The organism is Streptomyces sp. NPDC087263 (genome assembly GCF_044744645.1).
Taxonomy (GTDB): Bacteria; Actinomycetota; Actinomycetes; order Streptomycetales; family Streptomycetaceae; genus Streptomyces.
This window is the reverse complement of record NZ_JBIUYT010000002.1, coordinates 388,474-405,971: the sequence shown is the minus strand read 5'-3', so window position 1 is coordinate 405,971 and position 17,498 is coordinate 388,474. Positions and strand designations below refer to the sequence as shown.

The window sequence follows — 17,498 nt, the reverse complement described above, 5'->3', positions numbered from 1 at the left end:
GGACGATGGGCCCGGTGGGTGCCGGGCGGGGTAACTGGGGGGACGGTATGGGGAAGTTCCTGATAGGCGTGTGCGCTGTGTTCGCGACGGTCGGAGCGCTCGTGCTCGCGTACGCGGTGGGGGCGCCGCTGGCCGTGCTGCTGGGGGCCGCGGCCGGGGTGGTGAGCCTGCTCTGGCTGCTCGTTCTGCTGACGGTGCCGTGGAACCTCTACTTCGGGGCCCACTCGGTGCTCGGCGAGATCGCGGTGAGCCGGGAGAAGGGGCTCGTGGTCTCCAAGGAGCGGGACGCCGAGGCCGCGAGGATCGCGCGCGTGATGCTGCGGGTCGCCATCGCCGGGCACCTGGTGACGGCGGGGCTCGTCGTCGCGGTCACCGCCGCCACGGGCAACGCCACCGGCTACTGGTTCGCCGGGTTCTTCCTGCTGAGTACGGTCTTCCGGCCCGCGGGCGCCTACTTCGCGCAACTGCGGCGACGCCTCGGCACCCTGCTCAAGGACGTGAAGTACCCGCGCGACGACGTGGTGGAGCTGCGCGGGAATGTCATCCGGCTGTTGGCGGGCGTGCGGTCACTGGAGGAGAAGACCGAGGAGCAGTACCGCTCACTCGCCGAACTGCGGCGCACCGTCGATGCCTTGGGTGTCTCGGTGTACGAGCGCGCCGATGACGCCGACCGGAAGATCACCGCGCTGGGCCGGGAGTTCGAGGCCACCGTGAACCGCCTCACCAACAACGAGGAGATCATCGCGGGGTTGAAGGCGTTCCTGCGGTTGCTGCGGGCGGGGGACGGGGTGGAGGGGGGCGGCCGATCGGCGAACGGAGGCCTGCTGACGTAAAGGCCTCTCCCCATTGCGTTTCGACTACTCCGGTTCCGCCGCGCCGGCCAGGCCCAGCAGCAGCACCCGGGTGAAGCCGCGTACCCACTCCTCGTCCGCGGGCTCCGCGCTCACCAGGGTGCGGTGGACGACCGCGCCCGCGACCATGTCGAAGATGAGGTCGACGGTGCGGGCGGCGGATTCGGGGTCGGGCTCCGGGGGGAGTTCGCCGCGGAGTTGGGCGCGGGCGCGGCCCTCCAGGACCAGGCACTTCTGGCGATCGACGATGGAGGTGCGGATGCGTTCGCGCAGGGGTTCGTCGCGGGTCGACTCCGCGACCACCGCCATCAGGGCGGTCTTCGCCTCCGGGCGGGACAGGATCGCCGCGAACTGGAGGACGACTCCCTCGATGTCGGCGGCCAGGCTGCCCCGGTCCGGGAGTTCGAGTTCGTCGAAGAGGACCGCCACCGCGTCCACCACGAGCTCGTTCTTGCCCGCCCAGCGGCGGTAGAGGGTCGTTTTGGCGACGCCCGCCCGGGTCGCGACGTCCCCCAACGTCAGCTTGGACCAGCCCAGTTCGACCAGTACCGCCCGTGTCGCCGACAGGATCGCGGCGTCCGCGGCGGCACTGCGCGGGCGCCCCGTACGGGCGGCGGAAATGCGACTCTGCATGTCAGTGACCATATCCGGCCAGTCTCAGTGGCCCCTGCGCCCTCTGTGGCCGCATCCGGCGTTTACCCGAAAGCCGTGAGGGAGATCACCGGAGAAGGACGTACACCAGGGGCTTCCGACAGTTACGCTACGACCCGTAGCGAAAGCATGAACGCGGCGACAACCGCACTGGCGCCAGGTGGGGACCCGGCGCTCGGCAGGACCGATCACGACGCAATCAGGCTGGCTTTCACCACGCTTTTCACACGCGTGCGCGGAGGGGGGAAGATGTACTCATGCAGCCACGGAACATGTCCATGAGCGGAGTCGTCGACCTCGCCGCGGTGAAGGCGGCCCAGGAGGCCAAGGCCAAGGCGGAGCAGGCGCGCGCCGAATCGGCCAGGCAGGGTGACGGGGGTGGGAGCGGGGGCGTTTCCCCTGCCAGCCTTGTCATCGATGTCGACGAGGCGGGGTTCGAGCGCGACGTCTTGCAGCGCTCCACCGAGGTCCCGGTCGTCCTCGACTTCTGGGCCGAGTGGTGCGAGCCGTGCAAGCAGCTCAGCCCGGTGCTCGAGCGGCTGGTCGTCGAGTACAACGGACGCTTCCTTCTTGCCAAGATCGACGTCGATGCCAATCAGATGCTGATGCAGCAGTTCGGGATCCAGGGGATCCCGGCCGTCTTCGCGGTGGTCGCCGGGCAGGCGCTGCCGCTCTTCCAGGGGGCGGCGGGCGAGGCCCAGATCCGCGGGACCCTGGACCAGCTCGTGCAGGTCGCCGAGGAGCGCTTCGGGCTGACCGGCCTGGTCGTCGATCCGGACGCCGAGCCTGGCAGCGCCCCCGCGGCGGCTCCCGAGATTCCGGCCGGGCCGTACGACGCGCTCCTCGAAGCCGCCGTACAGGCCCTGGACGCGGGTGACTTCGGCGGCGCGGTACAGGCGTACAAGAACGTGCTGAGTGACGACCCGGGCAACACGGAGGCAAAACTGGGTCTCGCCCAGGCCGAGTTGCTCCAGCGGGTGGCGGGCGCCGACCCGCAGCAGGTCCGCAAGGACGCCGCGGAGAAGCCGGGCGACGTGCAGGCGCAGATCGCCGCCGCCGACCTGGACCTCGTGGGCGGGCATGTCGAGGACGCCTTCGGGCGGCTCACCGCCACGGTGGCGCGCACGGCGGGCGACGACCGGAATGCCGTACGGCTGCGGCTGCTGGAGCTCTTCGAGGTGGTCGGCGCCGACGACCCGCGGGTGATCGCCGCGCGCAGGGCGCTGGCCCGGGCCCTGTTCTGACCGGCGCCGCGGCGGGTTCGCTGACCTGTTGCTAAACACCCGGATACGTGATGCCCGGGTGAAACATGTGCCGCTGGGGAGAGGAGTGGCCGCGCTTTACCAAATCTTGGTAAACGCGGCCGCTATTACTTGGAGTAAGTCAGGGGTGTTGATCTGTCGGATTCTGTCCGAGGATCAACCGGTGTGTCACCTACCTTGACGCCACCCTGTGTTGTCGACCGATACCGGCGGGTCGTTGTTCGGTTATCCGCCCGTTACTAGCCAGTAACGAACCCCCTTGCGGGGGCGGCGAGAATGCACCACGATCGGCGACGCTCGGTCCATTCCCCCCTACCTCGACAGCCAATCGGGTCAAGGGGTTTTCTGGGTCCCCACCGAGTAGGGCAGGCGGCAGTGGCGCCGGCTCTTGGACAGGGGGGTCTTCGCCGTTCGGCGGAGCCTGTCCAGCAGGTTGTGCGTGATGTGCGTCAGGCGCGACCAGTGGTTGTCGCTCGGGGGTGATCGTCAGTGATTCGGGCACGGTAAGCGCCTGAAAGTACGGGCGCTCTCCTTCCCGAGGACGTAGCACTTCTCCCATCCCTGCCCGGCTGAGCCGCTACTACGGGGCAGTCAGGGCCAGGAGATGTACGTCCGAGAAGGAGGAAATATGGAGTCCCAGGTGCGTGGCGGGACAAGATGGAAGCGGTTCGCTGTGGTCATGGTGCCCAGCGTCGCCGCGGCCGCCGCGATCGGCGTCGGGCTCGCGCAGGGTGCGCTCGCCGCGTCGTTCAGCGTTTCTGGCCAGGAGTTCAAGGTCAAGGCCGGGCATCTTGAGGGCCAGGGCTTTTCCCAGTACGGCGCTATCGACACCGGTTACACGTCGACCGACGGTAAGAACAAGACGGTCCGTGCCGTGGCGGTCTCGTCGTTCAAGACCGCCCAGATCACGAACATGTGTCAGTCGGTCAAGACGGAGATTCCCCTCATAGGGAAGACGATCTACCTCCGTCTCGACGCGGGTCCGGACGCGAACCACAAGGTCGAGGCCGAGAACCTCTATATCGATGTCGCCCAGCTGGACGCCGACGCGACGTTCAAGGGTATGGAGATCGGCGTCGCGGTTCAGGACCAGAGCAAGGGTCCTGCCGTGAGGACGGGTGACGGCGTGCTGCCGGGCGGTTTCGCCCAGCAGGCGGACTCGGCCGACCTCACCGGCGTCGAGCAGACGGCGTGGGCGACCACGGCCGGCACCTTCAAGCTCAGCGGCCTGAAGATGCGTCTCGGTACGAGCGCCACGATGGAGTGCTTCTGACGGTTTCCGTCACTGTGGTGCAACTGGGTGGCTGAGCTGCCCAAGGGGGCGGGGGAGCCGTCGCTTCTCCGCCCCGCGCACCCGCCCGATGCCCCACACCGGGTGCTTTCGCCCATACTTTCCGGCTTCACCACCCCACGGCCGAGCCGGTACGTACTTCCACCGGACCCAGGGAGCTTTTTTCCATGAGTGCCGAGACTCCGGTCCAGAGCAGCGGGTACTTCACCCGCACGCGTCTGCGATTCCGTGACTGGCGGGGTAACCGGCCGTTCTGGGCCGGTCTGTTCACCCTGATCGGCGGGGTGCCGATCGCCTACTTCCCGTACGCCACCCTCAAACTGGGCAGCATGTCGCTCGCCATGGCGACCACCGCGGGTGCCGGCTCGCTGATCATCGGTGTTCTGCTGTTCACGCTGGGCCTGACCATGTGGTTCCAGCAGGCGACACGTGTCTTCGCCGGTGTCGCCGCGATCGTCCTCGGACTGGTGTCCCTGGTGGTCTCCAACATCGGCGGCTTCATTCTCGGCTTCCTGTTCTCGCTGATCGGCGGCGCGCTCTCCGTCTCCTGGGTGCCCGCCGACGCGTCGGCCGACGGCGCGAAGACCAGGCGGTCGCGGAAGCACGGCCCGGCGGGGGGTACGCACGAAGGAACCGCTCCCGCCGACAGCGATGCCGCAGGTACGACCGACGCGGGCGCGCCGGAGCCGGGCGAGCAGTTGACCGAGAGCGCCGGAGCCGACAACGGCAGCGGCAACGGCGGGGGGTACCGTGCCGACTGACGAGGTGTCCCAGGACGACTCCGCGGCCATGCCCCGTACGAAAACAGGGCCGCGGCACGCCGCCCCGAAGAAGCCGCTGTCCACCAGGTTCCACGTGCCGGCAGGCAGGGCCGTGGCCTTCGCGGCGATGCCGACCGCCGTCATCATGGGGATAGGTTTTACGGCGACTCTCGCGAACGCCGACGACCAGCCGAGCACCTCGAAGAGCCTGACGGCCGAGGAGTACCAGGCCTGCGTCGAGCTCCTGGCCGGCGAGGACGCGTCGGCCTCCGCGTCGCCCTCCGCGTCCGCCTCCGCTTCGGCGAGCGCCTCCGAGTCCGCCGACGAGACCGAGCCGAGCCCTTCCGCCACGCCGTCCTCGGGTACGGGCGAGGCCCCTTCGTCGGATTCAGGTTCCGACGACGAGGCCGAGCCCACGCCGTCGGCGAGCAAGACCTCCCAGAGCAGCGGAAGCGCGGCCGACACGGCCACGGCGACCCCCTCGGCGTCCGAGAGCACCAGCAACCCGCTGGACCCGCTGGGCATCGGCGACGCCCTCAAGGACATCCTCACGCCCGACGAGACGGCGAGCGCCACTCCGACGCCGTCCGCCACGCCCTCGGCGAGCGCGAGTGAGGACACGTCGGGCAGCGACAGCTCCGACACCGCCACGGACACGGCCGAGAAGCCGGCGAAGGACACCACCGACACGGCGTCCAAGGCGGCCGAGGGAAGCACGAAGGCGTCCAAGGAGCCGGCCGACGAGGCCACTTCGTCCGCCAGCCCCAGCCCCAGCCCGTCCGCGAGCGCAAGCACCGACGCGGCGGACTGTCCTGTCTCCACCGACGCAGAGGGCAATGTCGACAACCCGGTCATCCTGCCCGACGACCCCTGGTATCTCAACGCCAGTTCGCTGCTGCTCAAGGGTGCCGACTACCAGGGCGTCGTGCAGGTGAAGACCGCTGACGGCACGGTCAAGAAGGTCCTGAAGTACGTGATCTCCGGTGGCACCGACATCGGTGATCTGCACCAGACGGTGATCGACAAGCATGCCGACAAGACCTACCACGTGCAGGCGGGCAAGGGCACGACGTCCACCATCCGTGACGGCGACACGGTCATGTACACCGAAAGCATCTCCGGCAAGCTGTTCGGCCTGATACCGATCACGTTCGACCCGGAGCACCCTCCGCCGTTGAACATCCCGCTGATCTACTTCACCGACGTGAAGGTCGTCCAGGCGGGCCAGTTCGGCGGCACGCTGACCATACCCAGCATGCACACGTACCAGGACTGAGCCCCTTCAAGCCCATCCGGGAGCCGCAACATACTGAGGGCGCCCCCTGTCACAGGGGGCGCCCTCAGTGCCGTACGAGCACCGCCGCAGGTCAGACCGTGCGGGCGCTCTCGCCCAGGTGGTGCACGCGGACCATGTTCGTCGTACCGGGGACGCCAGGAGGCGAGCCGGCGGTCATGACGACGATGTCGCCGTCGTTGAAGATGTTGAGCTTCTGGAGTTCCTGGTCGACGAGGTCGACCATTTCGTCGGTGCTGTGCACGAAGGGCACGACGTGGGACTCGACGCCCCAGCTCAGGGTGAGCTGGTTGCGGGTGCCCTCGTCCGTGGTGAAGGCGAGGATCGGCTGGGAGGCGCGGTAGCGGGAGAGGCGGCGGGCGGTGTCGCCGGACTTGGTGAAGGCGACCAGGCCCTTGCCGCCGAGGAAGTCGGCGATCTCGCAGGCGGCGCGGGCGACCGAACCGCCCTGCGTGCGCGGCTTCTTGCCGGGGACCAGGGGCTGGAGGCCCTTGGAGAGGAGCTCCTCCTCGGCCGCCACGACGATCCTCGACATCGTCTTGACCGTCTCGATCGGGTACGCGCCCACCGACGACTCGGCGGACAGCATGACCGCGTCGGCGCCGTCGAGGATCGCGTTGGCGACGTCGGACGCCTCGGCGCGCGTGGGGCGGGAGTTGGTGATCATCGACTCCATCATCTGGGTCGCGACGATCACCGGCTTGGCGTTGCGGCGGCAGAGCTCCACGAGGCGCTTCTGCACCATCGGGACCTTCTCCAGCGGGTACTCGACGGCCAGGTCGCCGCGGGCCACCATGACGGAGTCGAACGCCGCGACGACGCCCTCCATGTTCTCGACCGCCTGCGGCTTCTCCACCTTGGCGATGACGGGGACCCGGCGGCCCTCCTCGTCCATCACCTTGTGGACGTCGTTCACGTCGTGGGCGTCGCGCACGAAGGACAGGGCGACCATGTCGCAGCCCATCCGCAGGGCGAAGCGCAGGTCCTCGACGTCCTTGTCGGACAGCGCGGGCACGTTCACGGCGGTGCCGGGCAGGTTGATGCCCTTGTGGTCGGAGATCACGCCGCCCTCGACGACGATCGACTTGACCCGGGGGCCGTCGACCTCGACGACCCTCAGCTCGACGTTGCCGTCGTTGATGAGGATCTGGTCGCCCTTGGAGACGTCGCCGGGCAGGCCCTTGTAGGTCGTGCCGCAGATCGACTTGTCGCCCGCGACGTCCTCGGTGGTGATGGTGAACTCGTCACCGCGCACCAGCTCGACGGGTCCCTCGGCGAAGGTCTCCAGGCGGATCTTGGGCCCCTGGAGGTCGGCGAGCACACCGATGGCCTTGCCGGTCTCGGCGGCGGCGGCGCGGACGCGGTCGTAACGCCCCTGGTGATCGGCGTGAGTGCCGTGGCTGAAGTTGAAGCGGGCCACGTTCATGCCGGCCTCGATCAGCGCGACGAGCTGCTCGTGGGAGTCGACCGCGGGGCCGAGAGTACAAACGATTTTCGAACGGCGCATAAGGCGATCCTATCGGTTTGTTTCGCTACGGAATATTCCGTCTGGCGGAAGATACAAATGGGCGGACGGGCGCTCAGACGTATCCCTCATATCTCTCGTATCTCTCGCCGGACTCGGGCATATCTCTCGTGGACTCAGGCTTGTCCGTCTCGGCCTCAGGCTTGTCCGTCTCGGTCCCAGGCTTATCTCTCCCGGGCTCACGCATCGCGCTCTCCGACCAGCGCGTAGGTCTGTGTCGCGATCTCCAGTTCCTCGTCCGTCGGCACCACGGCGACCGCGACGCGCGCGTACTGCGGCGAGATGAGCCTGGGTCTATCCGCTCGTACGGCGTTCAGGTCGTCCTCGACCGCCAGGCCCAGCTCCTCCAGGCCGGCGATCGCCGCCTCGCGCACCGGGGCGGCGTTCTCCCCGACTCCGGCGGTGAAGGCGACGGCGTCCACCCGGCCGAGGACCGCGTAGTAGGCGCCGATGTACTTCTTCAGGCGGTGGATGTAGATGTCGAAGGCGAGCCGGGCCTGCTCGTCACCCTCGTCGACACGACGGCGGATCTCGCGCATGTCGTTGTCGCCGCACAGGCCGATCAGCCCGCTCTGCTTGTTCAGCAAAGTGTCGATCTCGTCGGTGGACAACCCCCCAACGCGCATCAAATGGAAGATGACCGCCGGATCCATGTCTCCGGAGCGGGTACCCATCACGAGCCCCTCCAAGGGCGTGAGCCCCATCGAGGTGTCCACGCACCGGCCGCCCCGCACCGCGGAGGCCGACGCCCCGTTGCCGAGGTGCAGCACGATGACGTTCACCTCCTCCGGTGCCTTGCCAAGGAGCTTCGCGGTCTCCCGCGACACGTACGCGTGCGAGGTGCCGTGGAACCCGTACCGGCGGATGCGGTACTCGTCGGCGGTCTTCACGTCGATCGCGTAGCGCGCCGCGGCCTCCGGCATCGTCGTGTGGAACGCGGTGTCGAAGACGGCGACCTGGGGGAGGTCGGGGCGCATTGCCCGGGCGGTGCGGATGCCGGTGAGGTTGGCCGGGTTGTGCAGGGGCGCCACCGGGATCAGCCGCTCGATCTCGGCGATCACGGCGTCGTCGATGACCGTCGGTTCGGTGAAGGACTTGCCGCCGTGTACGACCCGGTGGCCGATCGCGAGCAGCTCGGGGGAGTCCAGGCCCAGCCCGTCCCTGGCCAGTTCCGCGGCGACGGCCTTGAGGGCGGTCTCGTGGTCGGCGATGGGGGCGGTCTGCTCGCGGGTCTCCCCGCCGAGCAGCGGGGTGTGCTTGAGCCGTGAGGTCTCCTCGCCGATGCGCTCGATGAGACCCACCGCCAGTCGGCTGCTGTCCCGCATGTCGAGCAGCTGGTACTTCACCGACGAGGAGCCGGAGTTGAGGACGAGGACGCGGGAAGCAAGGGCGGCCGGGCGCAGCTCGTCGGGTAGGGCGGTGGTGGGCGACGGGTGGGAGCTCACTGGGCGGTTGCCTTCTCGCTCGGGCTCTGGGCCTGGATCGCCGTGATGGCGACGGTGTTCACGATGTCCTGGACGAGCGCACCGCGTGACAGGTCGTTGACGGGCTTGCGCAGGCCCTGGAGGACCGGGCCGACGGCGATCGCGCCGGCCGAGCGCTGCACGGCCTTGTAGGTGTTGTTGCCGGTGTTGAGGTCCGGGAAGATCAGCACGGACGCCTGCCCGGCGACCTCCGACTCCGGCATCTTGGTGGCCGCGACGGACGGCTCGACGGCCGCGTCGTACTGGATCGGCCCCTCGATCCGCAGCTCGGGGCGGCGCAGTCGCACCAGCTCGGTCGCCTCGCGCACCTTGTCGACGTCGGCGCCCGTGCCGGACGTACCCGTCGAGTACGACAGCATCGCGATCCGCGGCTCGACGCCGAACTGCCCGGCGGTGGTGGCCGACTGGATGGCGATGTCGCAGAGCTGCTCGGCGTTCGGGTCCGGGTTGACCGCGCAGTCGCCGTAGACGAGGACCTTGTCGGCGAGGCACATGAAGAAGACGGAGGACACGATCTTCGTGTCCGGCTTGGTCTTGATGATCTCGAAGGCGGGCCGGATGGTGGCGGCGGTGGAGTGCACGCAGCCCGACACCATGCCGTCGGCGAGGCCCTCCTGCACCATCAGCGTCCCGAAGTAGTTCACGTCGGCGACGACGTCGTACGCCAGCTCGACGCTGACACCCCGGTGCGCGCGCAGTTCGGCGTACTTCTCCGCGAAGCGGTCGCGCAGTTCGGAGGTCGCCGGGTCGATGAGCTGGGTGGCGCCGAGGTCGATGCCGAGGTCGGCGGCCTTCTTGCGGATCTGGTCGAGGGGGCCGAGCAGTGTCAGGTCGCAGACTCCCCGGCGCAGCAGCACCTCGGCGGCGTGCAGGACGCGCTCCTCGGTGCCTTCCGGCAGCACGACACGGCGCTTGTCGGAGCGGGCCTGCTCCAGGAGCTTGTGCTCGAACATCATGGGCGTGAGGCGGTCGCTGCTCGGCGCGGAGACGCGCTTGAGGAGGTCGCTGGTGTCCACGTACCGCTCGAAGAGTCCGAGCGCCGTCTCCGCCTTCCTCGGCGTCGCGGCGTTCAACTTCCCTTCCAGGCCGAAGAGTTCGGTCGCGGTGGGGAAGGAGTTGCCGGCCACCGAGACGACCGGGGTGCCGGGCGCGAGGCGGGCCGCGAGGGTGAGGATCTCGTCGGTGGGCCGCTCGTTGAGGGTGAGCAGGACGCCGGCGATGGGCGGGGTGCCCGCACTGTGCGCGGCGAGGGAGCCGATGACCAGGTCGGCGCGGTCGCCGGGGGTGACGACCAGACAGCCGGGGGTCAGGGCGCCCAGGAAGTTCGGCAGCATCGCGCCGCCGAAGACGAAGTCGAGCGCGTCGCGCGCGAGCCCCGCACTGTCGCCGAGGAGCACCGTGCCGCCGAGCGCCTGGGTGATCTGCGCGACGGTGGGCGCGGAGAGCGCGGGCTCGTCCGGGAGTACGTAACTGGGCACCGGGAGACGGCTGTCGAGCCGCTCGTGTATCCCGGCGCGGTCGGCGGGGGCGACCCGGTTCACGATCATCGCGAGAACGTCGCAGCCGAGTCCGTCGTACGCGCGGTAGGCGTTGCGCGTTTCGGCGCGTACGGACTCCGAGGTCTGCCCCCGGCCGCCGACGACCGGGATGACGGACGCGCCGAACTCGTTCGCCAGACGGGCGTTGAGCGCCAGTTCGTCGGGGAACTGGGTGTCGGCGAAGTCGGTGCCGAGGACGAGGACGACGTCGTAGTCACGGGCGACGAGATGAAAACGGTCGACCAGTGTGGACACCAGCTCGTCCGTGCCCTGCTCGGCCTGGAGCGCGGATGCCTCGTGGTAGTCCATGCCGTAGACCGTCGCCGGGTCCTGGGTGAGGCGGTAGCGGGCGCGCAGCAGCTCGAAGAGCCGGTCCGGACCGTCGTGCACGAGCGGACGGAACACCCCCACCCGGTCGACCTGGCGGGTCAGGAGTTCCATGACTCCCAGCTCGACGACCTGGCGGCCGTCGCCGCGGTCGATCCCGGTCACGTACACGCTGCGCGTCACGCGTGCTCTCCATCCGTTCGTCTCTTCGTCGTCTCTTCGTCGGGAGACTGTTGTCAGCGGTTCTGGCGGTGTTTTTTGGGGCTCGGCAAATAGCCCACTAAGGTGAGCGGGAGCCTCTTGACAATACCTCTGTGGGTGGCTAGGGCGCCCGCCAGGGAGAACGTCCTGGTGGGGCGTACGGAAGCGACGATGCCCTTCGCGCCGTGAAAGAATCGGACCGGCTCACACGTACCGGCAGCGAGCAGGAGAAACAGCACGATGCGCATCGGAGTTCTCACCGCAGGCGGCGACTGTCCTGGCCTGAACGCAGTGATCCGGTCGGTCGTGCACCGAGCGGTCACCAACTACGGGGACGAGGTCGTCGGCTTCGAGGACGGTTACGCCGGCCTGCTCGAAGGCCGCTTCCGCACCCTCGACCTCGACGGAGTCAGCGGCATTCTCGCCCGCGGCGGCACCATCCTCGGCTCCTCCCGTCTGCAGCGCGACCGGCTCCGGGAGGCCTGCGAGAACGCGCAGGACATGGCCCGTGAATTCGGCATCGACGTGCTCATCCCGATCGGCGGCGAGGGCACGCTGACCGCCGCCCGGATGCTCTCGGACTCCGGAGGCCTCCCCGTCGTCGGCGTTCCGAAGACGATCGACAACGACATCTCGGGCACGGACCGGACCTTCGGCTTCGACACGGCGGTGGGCGTCGCCACCGAGGCGATGGACCGGCTGAAGACCACCGCCGAGTCCCACCAGCGCGTGATGGTCGTCGAGGTCATGGGCCGGCACGCCGGCTGGATCGCCCTGGAGTCCGGCATGGCGGCCGGCGCCCACGGCATCTGCCTGCCCGAGCGCCCCTTCGACCCGGCCGACCTGGTCGCGATGGTCGAGGAACGCTTCGCGCGCGGCAAGAAGTTCGCCGTCATCTGCGTCGCCGAGGGCGCGCACCCCGCCGAGGGCACCATGGACTACGGCCACGGCGCGATCGACAAGTTCGGCCACGAGCGCTTCCAGGGCATCGGCACGGCCCTCGCGTTCGAGCTGGAACGGCGCCTCGGCAAGGAGGCCAAGCCGGTCATCCTCGGCCACATCCAGCGCGGCGGTACGCCGACCGCGTACGACCGCGTACTCGCCACCCGCTTCGGCTGGCACGCCGTCGAGGCCGCCCACCGCGGCGAGTTCGGCCGGATGACGGCCCTGCGCGGCACCGAGATCGAGATGGTGCCACTGGCGGACGCGACCGCCGAGCTGAAGACGGTGCCGAAGGACCGGATGGACGAGGCGGAGTCGGTGTTCTAGAGGTCGTCTCTCCTAGTGATCAGGCTCGGGGCTTCAGTACGTGGTTCTCTGGACCATCGACCAGAAGTGGTCGACGATCCGGTCCAGGAAGTCCCGGCCCGACTCGCCGGCGTCGGTGGCGGCCGAACCGTCGCCCCAGCTCAGCGAGGCGACCATCTGCCCCTGGTAGTCGGTGTGCATCTCCTCCAGGACGTTCTCCAGGAGACGCCGGTCAAGGGACACCATTTTGGCGACCGGGCGGACGTACGCCTGCCAGCGCGTCGTCATCGCGCTGCGCAGCAGCTCCGCGAGTTTGTCGTCGCGCCCCGTCACCGTGACGAAGTCGCGCAGCGAGAGGTCGAGGACCTCGGCGAGCGTGGCCGACTGCCGCTCGTTGCCGCGCCACTCGCCTGACTCCTCCATCCGCTGGTACGCGAGGAGTTCGAGGCCGACGGAGCGTGCGAGGTCGTCGGCGGCGAGGCCGCGTGCGACGCGGTGCTCGCGCAAGGTCCTCGGCGCGCCGATGAGTTCACCCTGCGAGCACCACAACACGCCCGCGAGCGCGGTGAGTTCGGGCGCACTCGGCTCGGCGATCCCGCGTTCCCAGGCGGCGACCAGGTCCGGGGTGACGTGGGGAAGTCCGTACGAGGCTCGCATCCCGTACGCGACATGCTCGGGCCCCATTCCTAGCGCCGCCCGCAGTCTGCGGGCGGCCGGGGCGTTGAAGGGCGGGGTGGGCTGATGGGCCTGCGGTCGGTGCACGCGGTCAAGGTATGGGCCGGGGGCGGCGGTGACTACGGTCTGTTCGGCCACAATCACGGATTGTAGGAACATACGGTTTTGGCCGTCGATCTGCGGTGGCGGAAGATCACGCCGGTGGCGTCCCGGCTACGGCAGTCGTCCGGACGCGGTCTACAGAAACCGGCGGATGGGAGCGGGGGCACGGCCGTCTCCCGCAGCCGCCGCGTGGCGGAGCGGCGTTTCCAGCGGCCCTTCTCGCTGCACGGAAGCAGCCGTGGGGTGGCGGTCGCCTCGGACCCTTCCGACTCACCGCGTGTGCTGGTCAGGGCACTCCCTGCCGGTTGAGGAAGAACGATAGCGGCGCACCCTATAACCCCGAATAGCGGACTCAAACCCGGAAATCGGTGGGCATGACCGTTCAGAGGCAGGGCACATGATTGTCCGGAGGTTGATAATCATGGTTCCCCTGCTTCTCGTTCTTCTTCTCGCTCTCATTCTTTTCGGTGCGGGATTCGCACTGAAAGCACTGTGGTGGATAGCGGTGATTGTTCTCGTGGTGTGGGTGTTGGGGTTCGTCCTCAGGCCCGCGGCCGGCGGTGGAGGCAAGCGTAGCCGCTGGTACCGCTGGTAGGCGGCGGGTTCGCGCGCAGTAGGAATGAGGGTTCGGCGCGCAAATGACCGTGGCTGATAAGGCCGGGTAGTGCGCCGCCCCCGACGGACCGCACGGATTTCAACCAGATTTCCTGTGCATGGCGGGGACCGTATCGGGAACCCGCCTCCCGTCAGCAAAGACACCGGCGCTCACCAGCGTCCGGGGTAATTCTGTACAGCTGAACGAAGGGATTCATCGTGACGGACATGTGGGGTTACCAGCCGACGTCGGGTTACCAGGCAGGCCTGGATCTGACGGGCTTCAAGGTGGAGGCGACCGACGGCCACATCGGCAAGGTCGACAAGTACTCCGAGGAGGTCGGCTCCGCCTACATCGTCGTCGACACCGGTGTGTGGATCTTCGGCAAGCACGTGCTGCTGCCGGCCGGCACCATCACCAGCGTGGACACGACCGACAAGAAGGTCTTCGTCGGCCGTACGAAGGAAGAGATCAAGAACTCGCCGGAGTTCGACAAGGACAAGCACATCGGGGATGCGGGCTACCACGAGCAGGTCGGTGGCTACTACGGCGCCCCGCGCGATTGACATCTGATCAGACGCCACCTGTACGCGGTGTCGGCCGGCTCCTCCGGGGGTCGGCCGACACCGTGTTTGTGGTTCTTGGTTCCTGCAGTTCTCGGATGACACGACCTGCGGTACAGGTCAGTCCGCCGCAGACTCTGCCTCTGGCAGCGCCGGATGGTCGGTCGGGTAGAGCCCGGCAGCGAAGCCGTACACCACATCGCCTCCGCGCGGCAGTTGCGCGTAGTCGTTGGCAAGGTCCAGCACCCGCGCCCAGAACTCGCGGGCCTGGTCCCGCGGGATCCGCACATGCCGCACGATGGAGGAAAGTTCGTCTGCCTGGTGTGCGGGGACCGACTCGGCCGCGGCCGTGGCGAGATCGTTGTTGCAATAGGGCGCCTCGGCCCCCTCGGTGGGGCTGACCGTACCGACGCGGAAGATGCGCGCCGTGCGGCCGTAGTAGCGCTCGTCGATGGCCCGCACTCGGCGGGTCCGCACGACTTTCAGCAGCTGGGCATCCACCAGGGCGCTCACGTGGTGCGCGACCGTGCTCTTGGGGCGGCCGAGTGCAGCGGCCAGCTCGGTCACCGTCGCGGCGCGTTCGAGGAGCAGCTCAAGGATGGAGTTGCGCAGGGGGTTGGCCAGCGCGCGGAGCTGGGCCGGGGCTGTCACATCTGTGACGTCGGAGAGCTCGTAGTCGGGGAGACGGGTATTGTTCGACACTCTTCGATTATTCTAGACTTCCGGATCATTCGCTACCCACCAGCAAGGGGTTTGGGCATGACAGAGGTCGTACTGTTCCATCACTCGCAGGGGCTGACACCGGGGGTCGCCGTTTTCGCCGACGAGCTGCGCGCGGTCGGCCACACCGTCCACACGCCCGACCTTTTCGACGGACGCACCTTCGACTCCCTCGACGAGGGCCAGGGCTACGTCGAGCAGATCGGCTTCGGCGAGATAATCGAGCGCGGCGTCCGCGCGGCCGAACTCCTGCCGCAGGACGCCGTTTACGCCGGCTTCTCACTCGGTGTGCTGCCCGCCCAGAAGCTGGCGCAGACGCGGCCGGGCGCGCGGGGCGCGCTCCTGTTCCACGCCTGCATCCCCGTCTCGGAGTTCGGCGCGGCATGGCCCAACGGTGTGCCGGTGCAGGTGCATGCGATGGAGGCCGATCCGTTCTTCGTCGAGGACATCGACGCTGCCCGCGCGCTCGTCTCCGATTCGGCCGACGCGGAGTTGTTCCTGTACCCCGGAGACCAGCACCTGTTCACGGACAACTCGCTGCCGTCCCACGACCTGGACGCCACCAAGCTCCTGACCCAGCGGACGATCGGGTTCCTCGGCTCGCGCTAGACCCTGTCCGACACTTTCCGTCGTCGCCCGGAGGGCGGCCTCATGGCGTCAGGTGCGTGCTTGGCGTCGCGGGGTGGACGGGGACGGGGACGGCCGTTGTTCCAGCCACATCCCGTCGCGCATGATGACTCTCCCGCGTAGTTCCGGCTCGCCGCGCCAAGCGCGCACGGTCCTCGGGAGCACTCGTACATACAGAAAGGCCCCCTCTTCCACGCGGGGATCCCACCCGAACTTGTCGGCGAACGCCTCCGCTGCGCCTTCGGGCACCTCCTGGTCCGGGAAGCACTCCGCCTCACCCTGGAGGAGCACCACGTCGAGGGTGTCCGGTAGCGCCAGGCGCACGCGCGGCTCTTTGCGGACGTTCCGTGCAGTCACGGAAGTTGCGCTGGTGCACATCCACACGGCTCGCCCATCCCACAGGAACCACAGCGGCACCTGGTGCGGCCCGTGATCAGGGTGAGCCGTCGACACCCATACGTCCCGCTCGGCAACGAGCCGCTCCAGAGCGTCGCGCACGCGCTCCGCCGTCTGGCGGCCAACGATTCCTGTGGTCTCCATGCGGACCGACCCTAGCCAAGCAGGCGCGTATCCGCCTGGGGCGCAGGACCTACTCCCAGCGACCGATGCGCCGCAACTCCGGGTCTCTCCAGGGCGGTATCCGTGGCTCTACGGCAACGGTCCGCCCGGGGCCGGGCTCGCCTCTATCGCGTACAGGTATCCGTCCCCGCTGCCGACGTAGACCACGCCGTCGGCCACGACCGGGGACGACATCACCGGGCCGCCCGTCTTCACCTTCCACCGCACACGGCCGTTCTCCGCGCTGATCGCCCACAGGTGGCCGTCGTCGCTCCCGAAGTACACCGTGCCGTCCGCCACCACGGGGGAGGAGCCGATGGGGCCGTCCGTGCTGACGCGCCACCTGATGGCGCCGGTGGTGGCGTTCAGTGCCCACAGCCGGTGGTCCTGGCAGCCGACGTACAGGGTGTTGCCGGAGATCGCGGGCGTGGTCCCGACGCTGCCGACGGAATCGACCATCATGTGCCAGCGGAGTGCACCGGTGGCGGCGTCCAGCGCCCGTACGTGCGGACCCAGCCCACCCCCCACGTAGAGGGTGCCGTCGTGCAGCAGCGGGGTGGCAGGGGACTGGCTGTAGACGGGCTCTTTCCAGCGGACCTTGCCCGTCGCCGGGTCGAACGCCCAGACGATCCCGTCCTTGCTGGCCGCGTAGAGGATGCCGTCGGCGAGCACGGGCGCCGACTCCATCCCCCAGCCCCTGCCCTGGTACTTCGCCCTCCAGCGGCGGCGTCCGGTCGCCGCGTCCACGGTCCGCAGGTACCGGCCGGCGTTGATGTAGTGGACCAGCCCGTTCGCGACGACGGGCCGGCTGCGGGAGATCCACCTCATCCGCCTGCGCCAGCGGGGCCGGCCGTCGGCGGCGTCGAGGGCGAACAACTCGCGCCAGCCGGCGGCATAGACGGTGTCCCCGGCCACGGTGGGAGAACCCGTGCCTCCGGCGTCGGCATTGGTCCACCGGATGGATCCGTCGGCCGCGTCCACGGCACACACGCCCCGGCCGGTGACATAGACGGTCCCATCGGTGACGTACGGCGCAGAGCGCATCAAGCCTCCTACGTGCACCCGCCATCGCACGGTTCCGGTTCCCACGGTTCCGGTTCGCTCGGTTGCGGCCAGTGGGACCGGGGTACGGAGCTGGATCCCCTCGCGTGGGCGCCCGTTTCCCCGTCGGCGCCGGTTTCGCTTTGGCACCATGGCCCCCCCGTGTCGCGTGGTTTCGTTTCGT

17 protein-coding genes are annotated in these 17,498 nt (G+C 68.8%); 9 read left to right on the top strand and 8 right to left on the bottom strand.

Annotated features, from left to right (window positions below; all coding sequences use genetic code 11):
* Positions 1-47 precede the first annotated feature (47 nt).
* The gene (locus ACIPC1_RS07040; protein WP_402514020.1) at positions 48-833 is read left to right on the top strand and encodes a hypothetical protein; all 786 of its coding nucleotides are present in this window, start codon (positions 48-50) and stop codon (positions 831-833) included.
* Between the two features lie 24 nt (positions 834-857).
* Here the strand turns inward: ACIPC1_RS07040 and ACIPC1_RS07035 are convergent, their stop codons facing one another.
* A complete protein-coding gene (locus ACIPC1_RS07035; RefSeq protein WP_402514017.1) occupies positions 858-1,484 on the bottom strand; it encodes a TetR/AcrR family transcriptional regulator in 627 nt (208 codons plus the stop codon).
* A 275-nt stretch (positions 1,485-1,759) separates the two neighbouring features.
* Here ACIPC1_RS07035 and ACIPC1_RS07030 point away from each other — a divergent pair, with 275 nt between their 5' ends.
* From ACIPC1_RS07030 to ACIPC1_RS07015, 4 genes are all read left to right on the top strand, one after another.
* Positions 1,760-2,746 carry a tetratricopeptide repeat protein gene (locus tag ACIPC1_RS07030; protein ID WP_402514014.1) on the top strand — a complete coding sequence of 329 codons (987 nt, stop codon included), beginning with the start codon at positions 1,760-1,762 and terminating at the stop codon, positions 2,744-2,746.
* Between the two features lie 646 nt (positions 2,747-3,392).
* Positions 3,393-4,037: a DUF6230 family protein gene (locus ACIPC1_RS07025; RefSeq protein ID WP_402514012.1), complete on the top strand. Its 645-nt coding sequence runs from the start codon at positions 3,393-3,395 to the stop codon at positions 4,035-4,037.
* A gap of 185 nt (positions 4,038-4,222) precedes the next feature.
* Positions 4,223-4,816, top strand: coding sequence for a DUF6114 domain-containing protein (locus ACIPC1_RS07020; RefSeq protein WP_402514009.1), 594 nt, complete (start codon positions 4,223-4,225; stop codon positions 4,814-4,816).
* Entirely contained in the window at positions 4,806-6,092 is a 1,287-nt protein-coding gene (locus ACIPC1_RS07015; protein ID WP_402514007.1) for a hypothetical protein, read from the top strand. The genes ACIPC1_RS07020 and ACIPC1_RS07015 overlap by 11 nt, the downstream gene beginning before the upstream one ends.
* A gap of 91 nt (positions 6,093-6,183) precedes the next feature.
* Here the strand turns inward: ACIPC1_RS07015 and pyk are convergent, their stop codons facing one another.
* The 3 genes from pyk to pta form a co-directional block, all read right to left on the bottom strand.
* Entirely contained in the window at positions 6,184-7,617 is a 1,434-nt protein-coding gene (gene pyk / locus ACIPC1_RS07010) for a pyruvate kinase (protein WP_402514004.1), read from the bottom strand.
* A 197-nt stretch (positions 7,618-7,814) separates the two neighbouring features.
* Positions 7,815-9,038 carry an acetate kinase gene (locus ACIPC1_RS07005; protein WP_402514841.1) on the bottom strand — a complete coding sequence of 408 codons (1,224 nt, stop codon included), beginning with the start codon at positions 9,036-9,038 and terminating at the stop codon, positions 7,815-7,817.
* 38 nt (positions 9,039-9,076) lie between these two features.
* On the bottom strand, positions 9,077-11,167 hold the full coding sequence (gene pta / locus ACIPC1_RS07000; RefSeq protein WP_402514002.1) for a phosphate acetyltransferase: 2,091 nt from the start codon (positions 11,165-11,167) through the stop codon (positions 9,077-9,079).
* Between the two features lie 258 nt (positions 11,168-11,425).
* On the opposite strand from pta, the gene ACIPC1_RS06995 reads away from it, so the two are divergent.
* Positions 11,426-12,454, top strand: coding sequence for an ATP-dependent 6-phosphofructokinase (locus tag ACIPC1_RS06995; protein WP_402514001.1), 1,029 nt, complete (start codon positions 11,426-11,428; stop codon positions 12,452-12,454).
* Between the two features lie 33 nt (positions 12,455-12,487).
* Here the strand turns inward: ACIPC1_RS06995 and ACIPC1_RS06990 are convergent, their stop codons facing one another.
* Positions 12,488-13,117, bottom strand: a complete 630-nt coding sequence (locus ACIPC1_RS06990) for a helix-turn-helix domain-containing protein (protein ID WP_402514838.1) — start codon at positions 13,115-13,117, stop codon at positions 12,488-12,490.
* Between the two features lie 514 nt (positions 13,118-13,631).
* On the opposite strand from ACIPC1_RS06990, the gene ACIPC1_RS06985 reads away from it, so the two are divergent.
* Positions 13,632-13,805 carry a hydrophobic protein gene (locus tag ACIPC1_RS06985; protein WP_384390141.1) on the top strand — a complete coding sequence of 58 codons (174 nt, stop codon included), beginning with the start codon at positions 13,632-13,634 and terminating at the stop codon, positions 13,803-13,805.
* Positions 13,806-14,032: 227 nt separating this feature from the next.
* Positions 14,033-14,371, top strand: coding sequence for a PRC-barrel domain containing protein (locus ACIPC1_RS06980; protein ID WP_402514835.1), 339 nt, complete (start codon positions 14,033-14,035; stop codon positions 14,369-14,371).
* A 117-nt stretch (positions 14,372-14,488) separates the two neighbouring features.
* Here ACIPC1_RS06980 and ACIPC1_RS06975 read toward each other — a convergent pair whose 3' ends face one another.
* Positions 14,489-15,070 (bottom strand): ArsR/SmtB family transcription factor, encoded by a 582-nt coding sequence (locus ACIPC1_RS06975; RefSeq protein WP_402513998.1) that lies wholly within the window; start codon positions 15,068-15,070, stop codon positions 14,489-14,491.
* Positions 15,071-15,127: 57 nt separating this feature from the next.
* On the opposite strand from ACIPC1_RS06975, the gene ACIPC1_RS06970 reads away from it, so the two are divergent.
* Entirely contained in the window at positions 15,128-15,697 is a 570-nt protein-coding gene (locus ACIPC1_RS06970; protein WP_402513996.1) for a dienelactone hydrolase family protein, read from the top strand.
* Positions 15,698-15,745: 48 nt separating this feature from the next.
* On the opposite strand, the gene ACIPC1_RS06965 is transcribed toward ACIPC1_RS06970, so the two are convergent.
* Both ACIPC1_RS06965 and ACIPC1_RS06960 read right to left on the bottom strand, forming a co-directional pair.
* Positions 15,746-16,255, bottom strand: a complete 510-nt coding sequence (locus ACIPC1_RS06965; RefSeq protein ID WP_402513993.1) for a pyridoxamine 5'-phosphate oxidase family protein — start codon at positions 16,253-16,255, stop codon at positions 15,746-15,748.
* A gap of 108 nt (positions 16,256-16,363) precedes the next feature.
* Positions 16,364-17,467, bottom strand: coding sequence for a PQQ-binding-like beta-propeller repeat protein (locus tag ACIPC1_RS06960; RefSeq protein ID WP_402513991.1), 1,104 nt, complete (start codon positions 17,465-17,467; stop codon positions 16,364-16,366).
* Between the last annotated feature and the right edge of the window lie 31 nt (positions 17,468-17,498).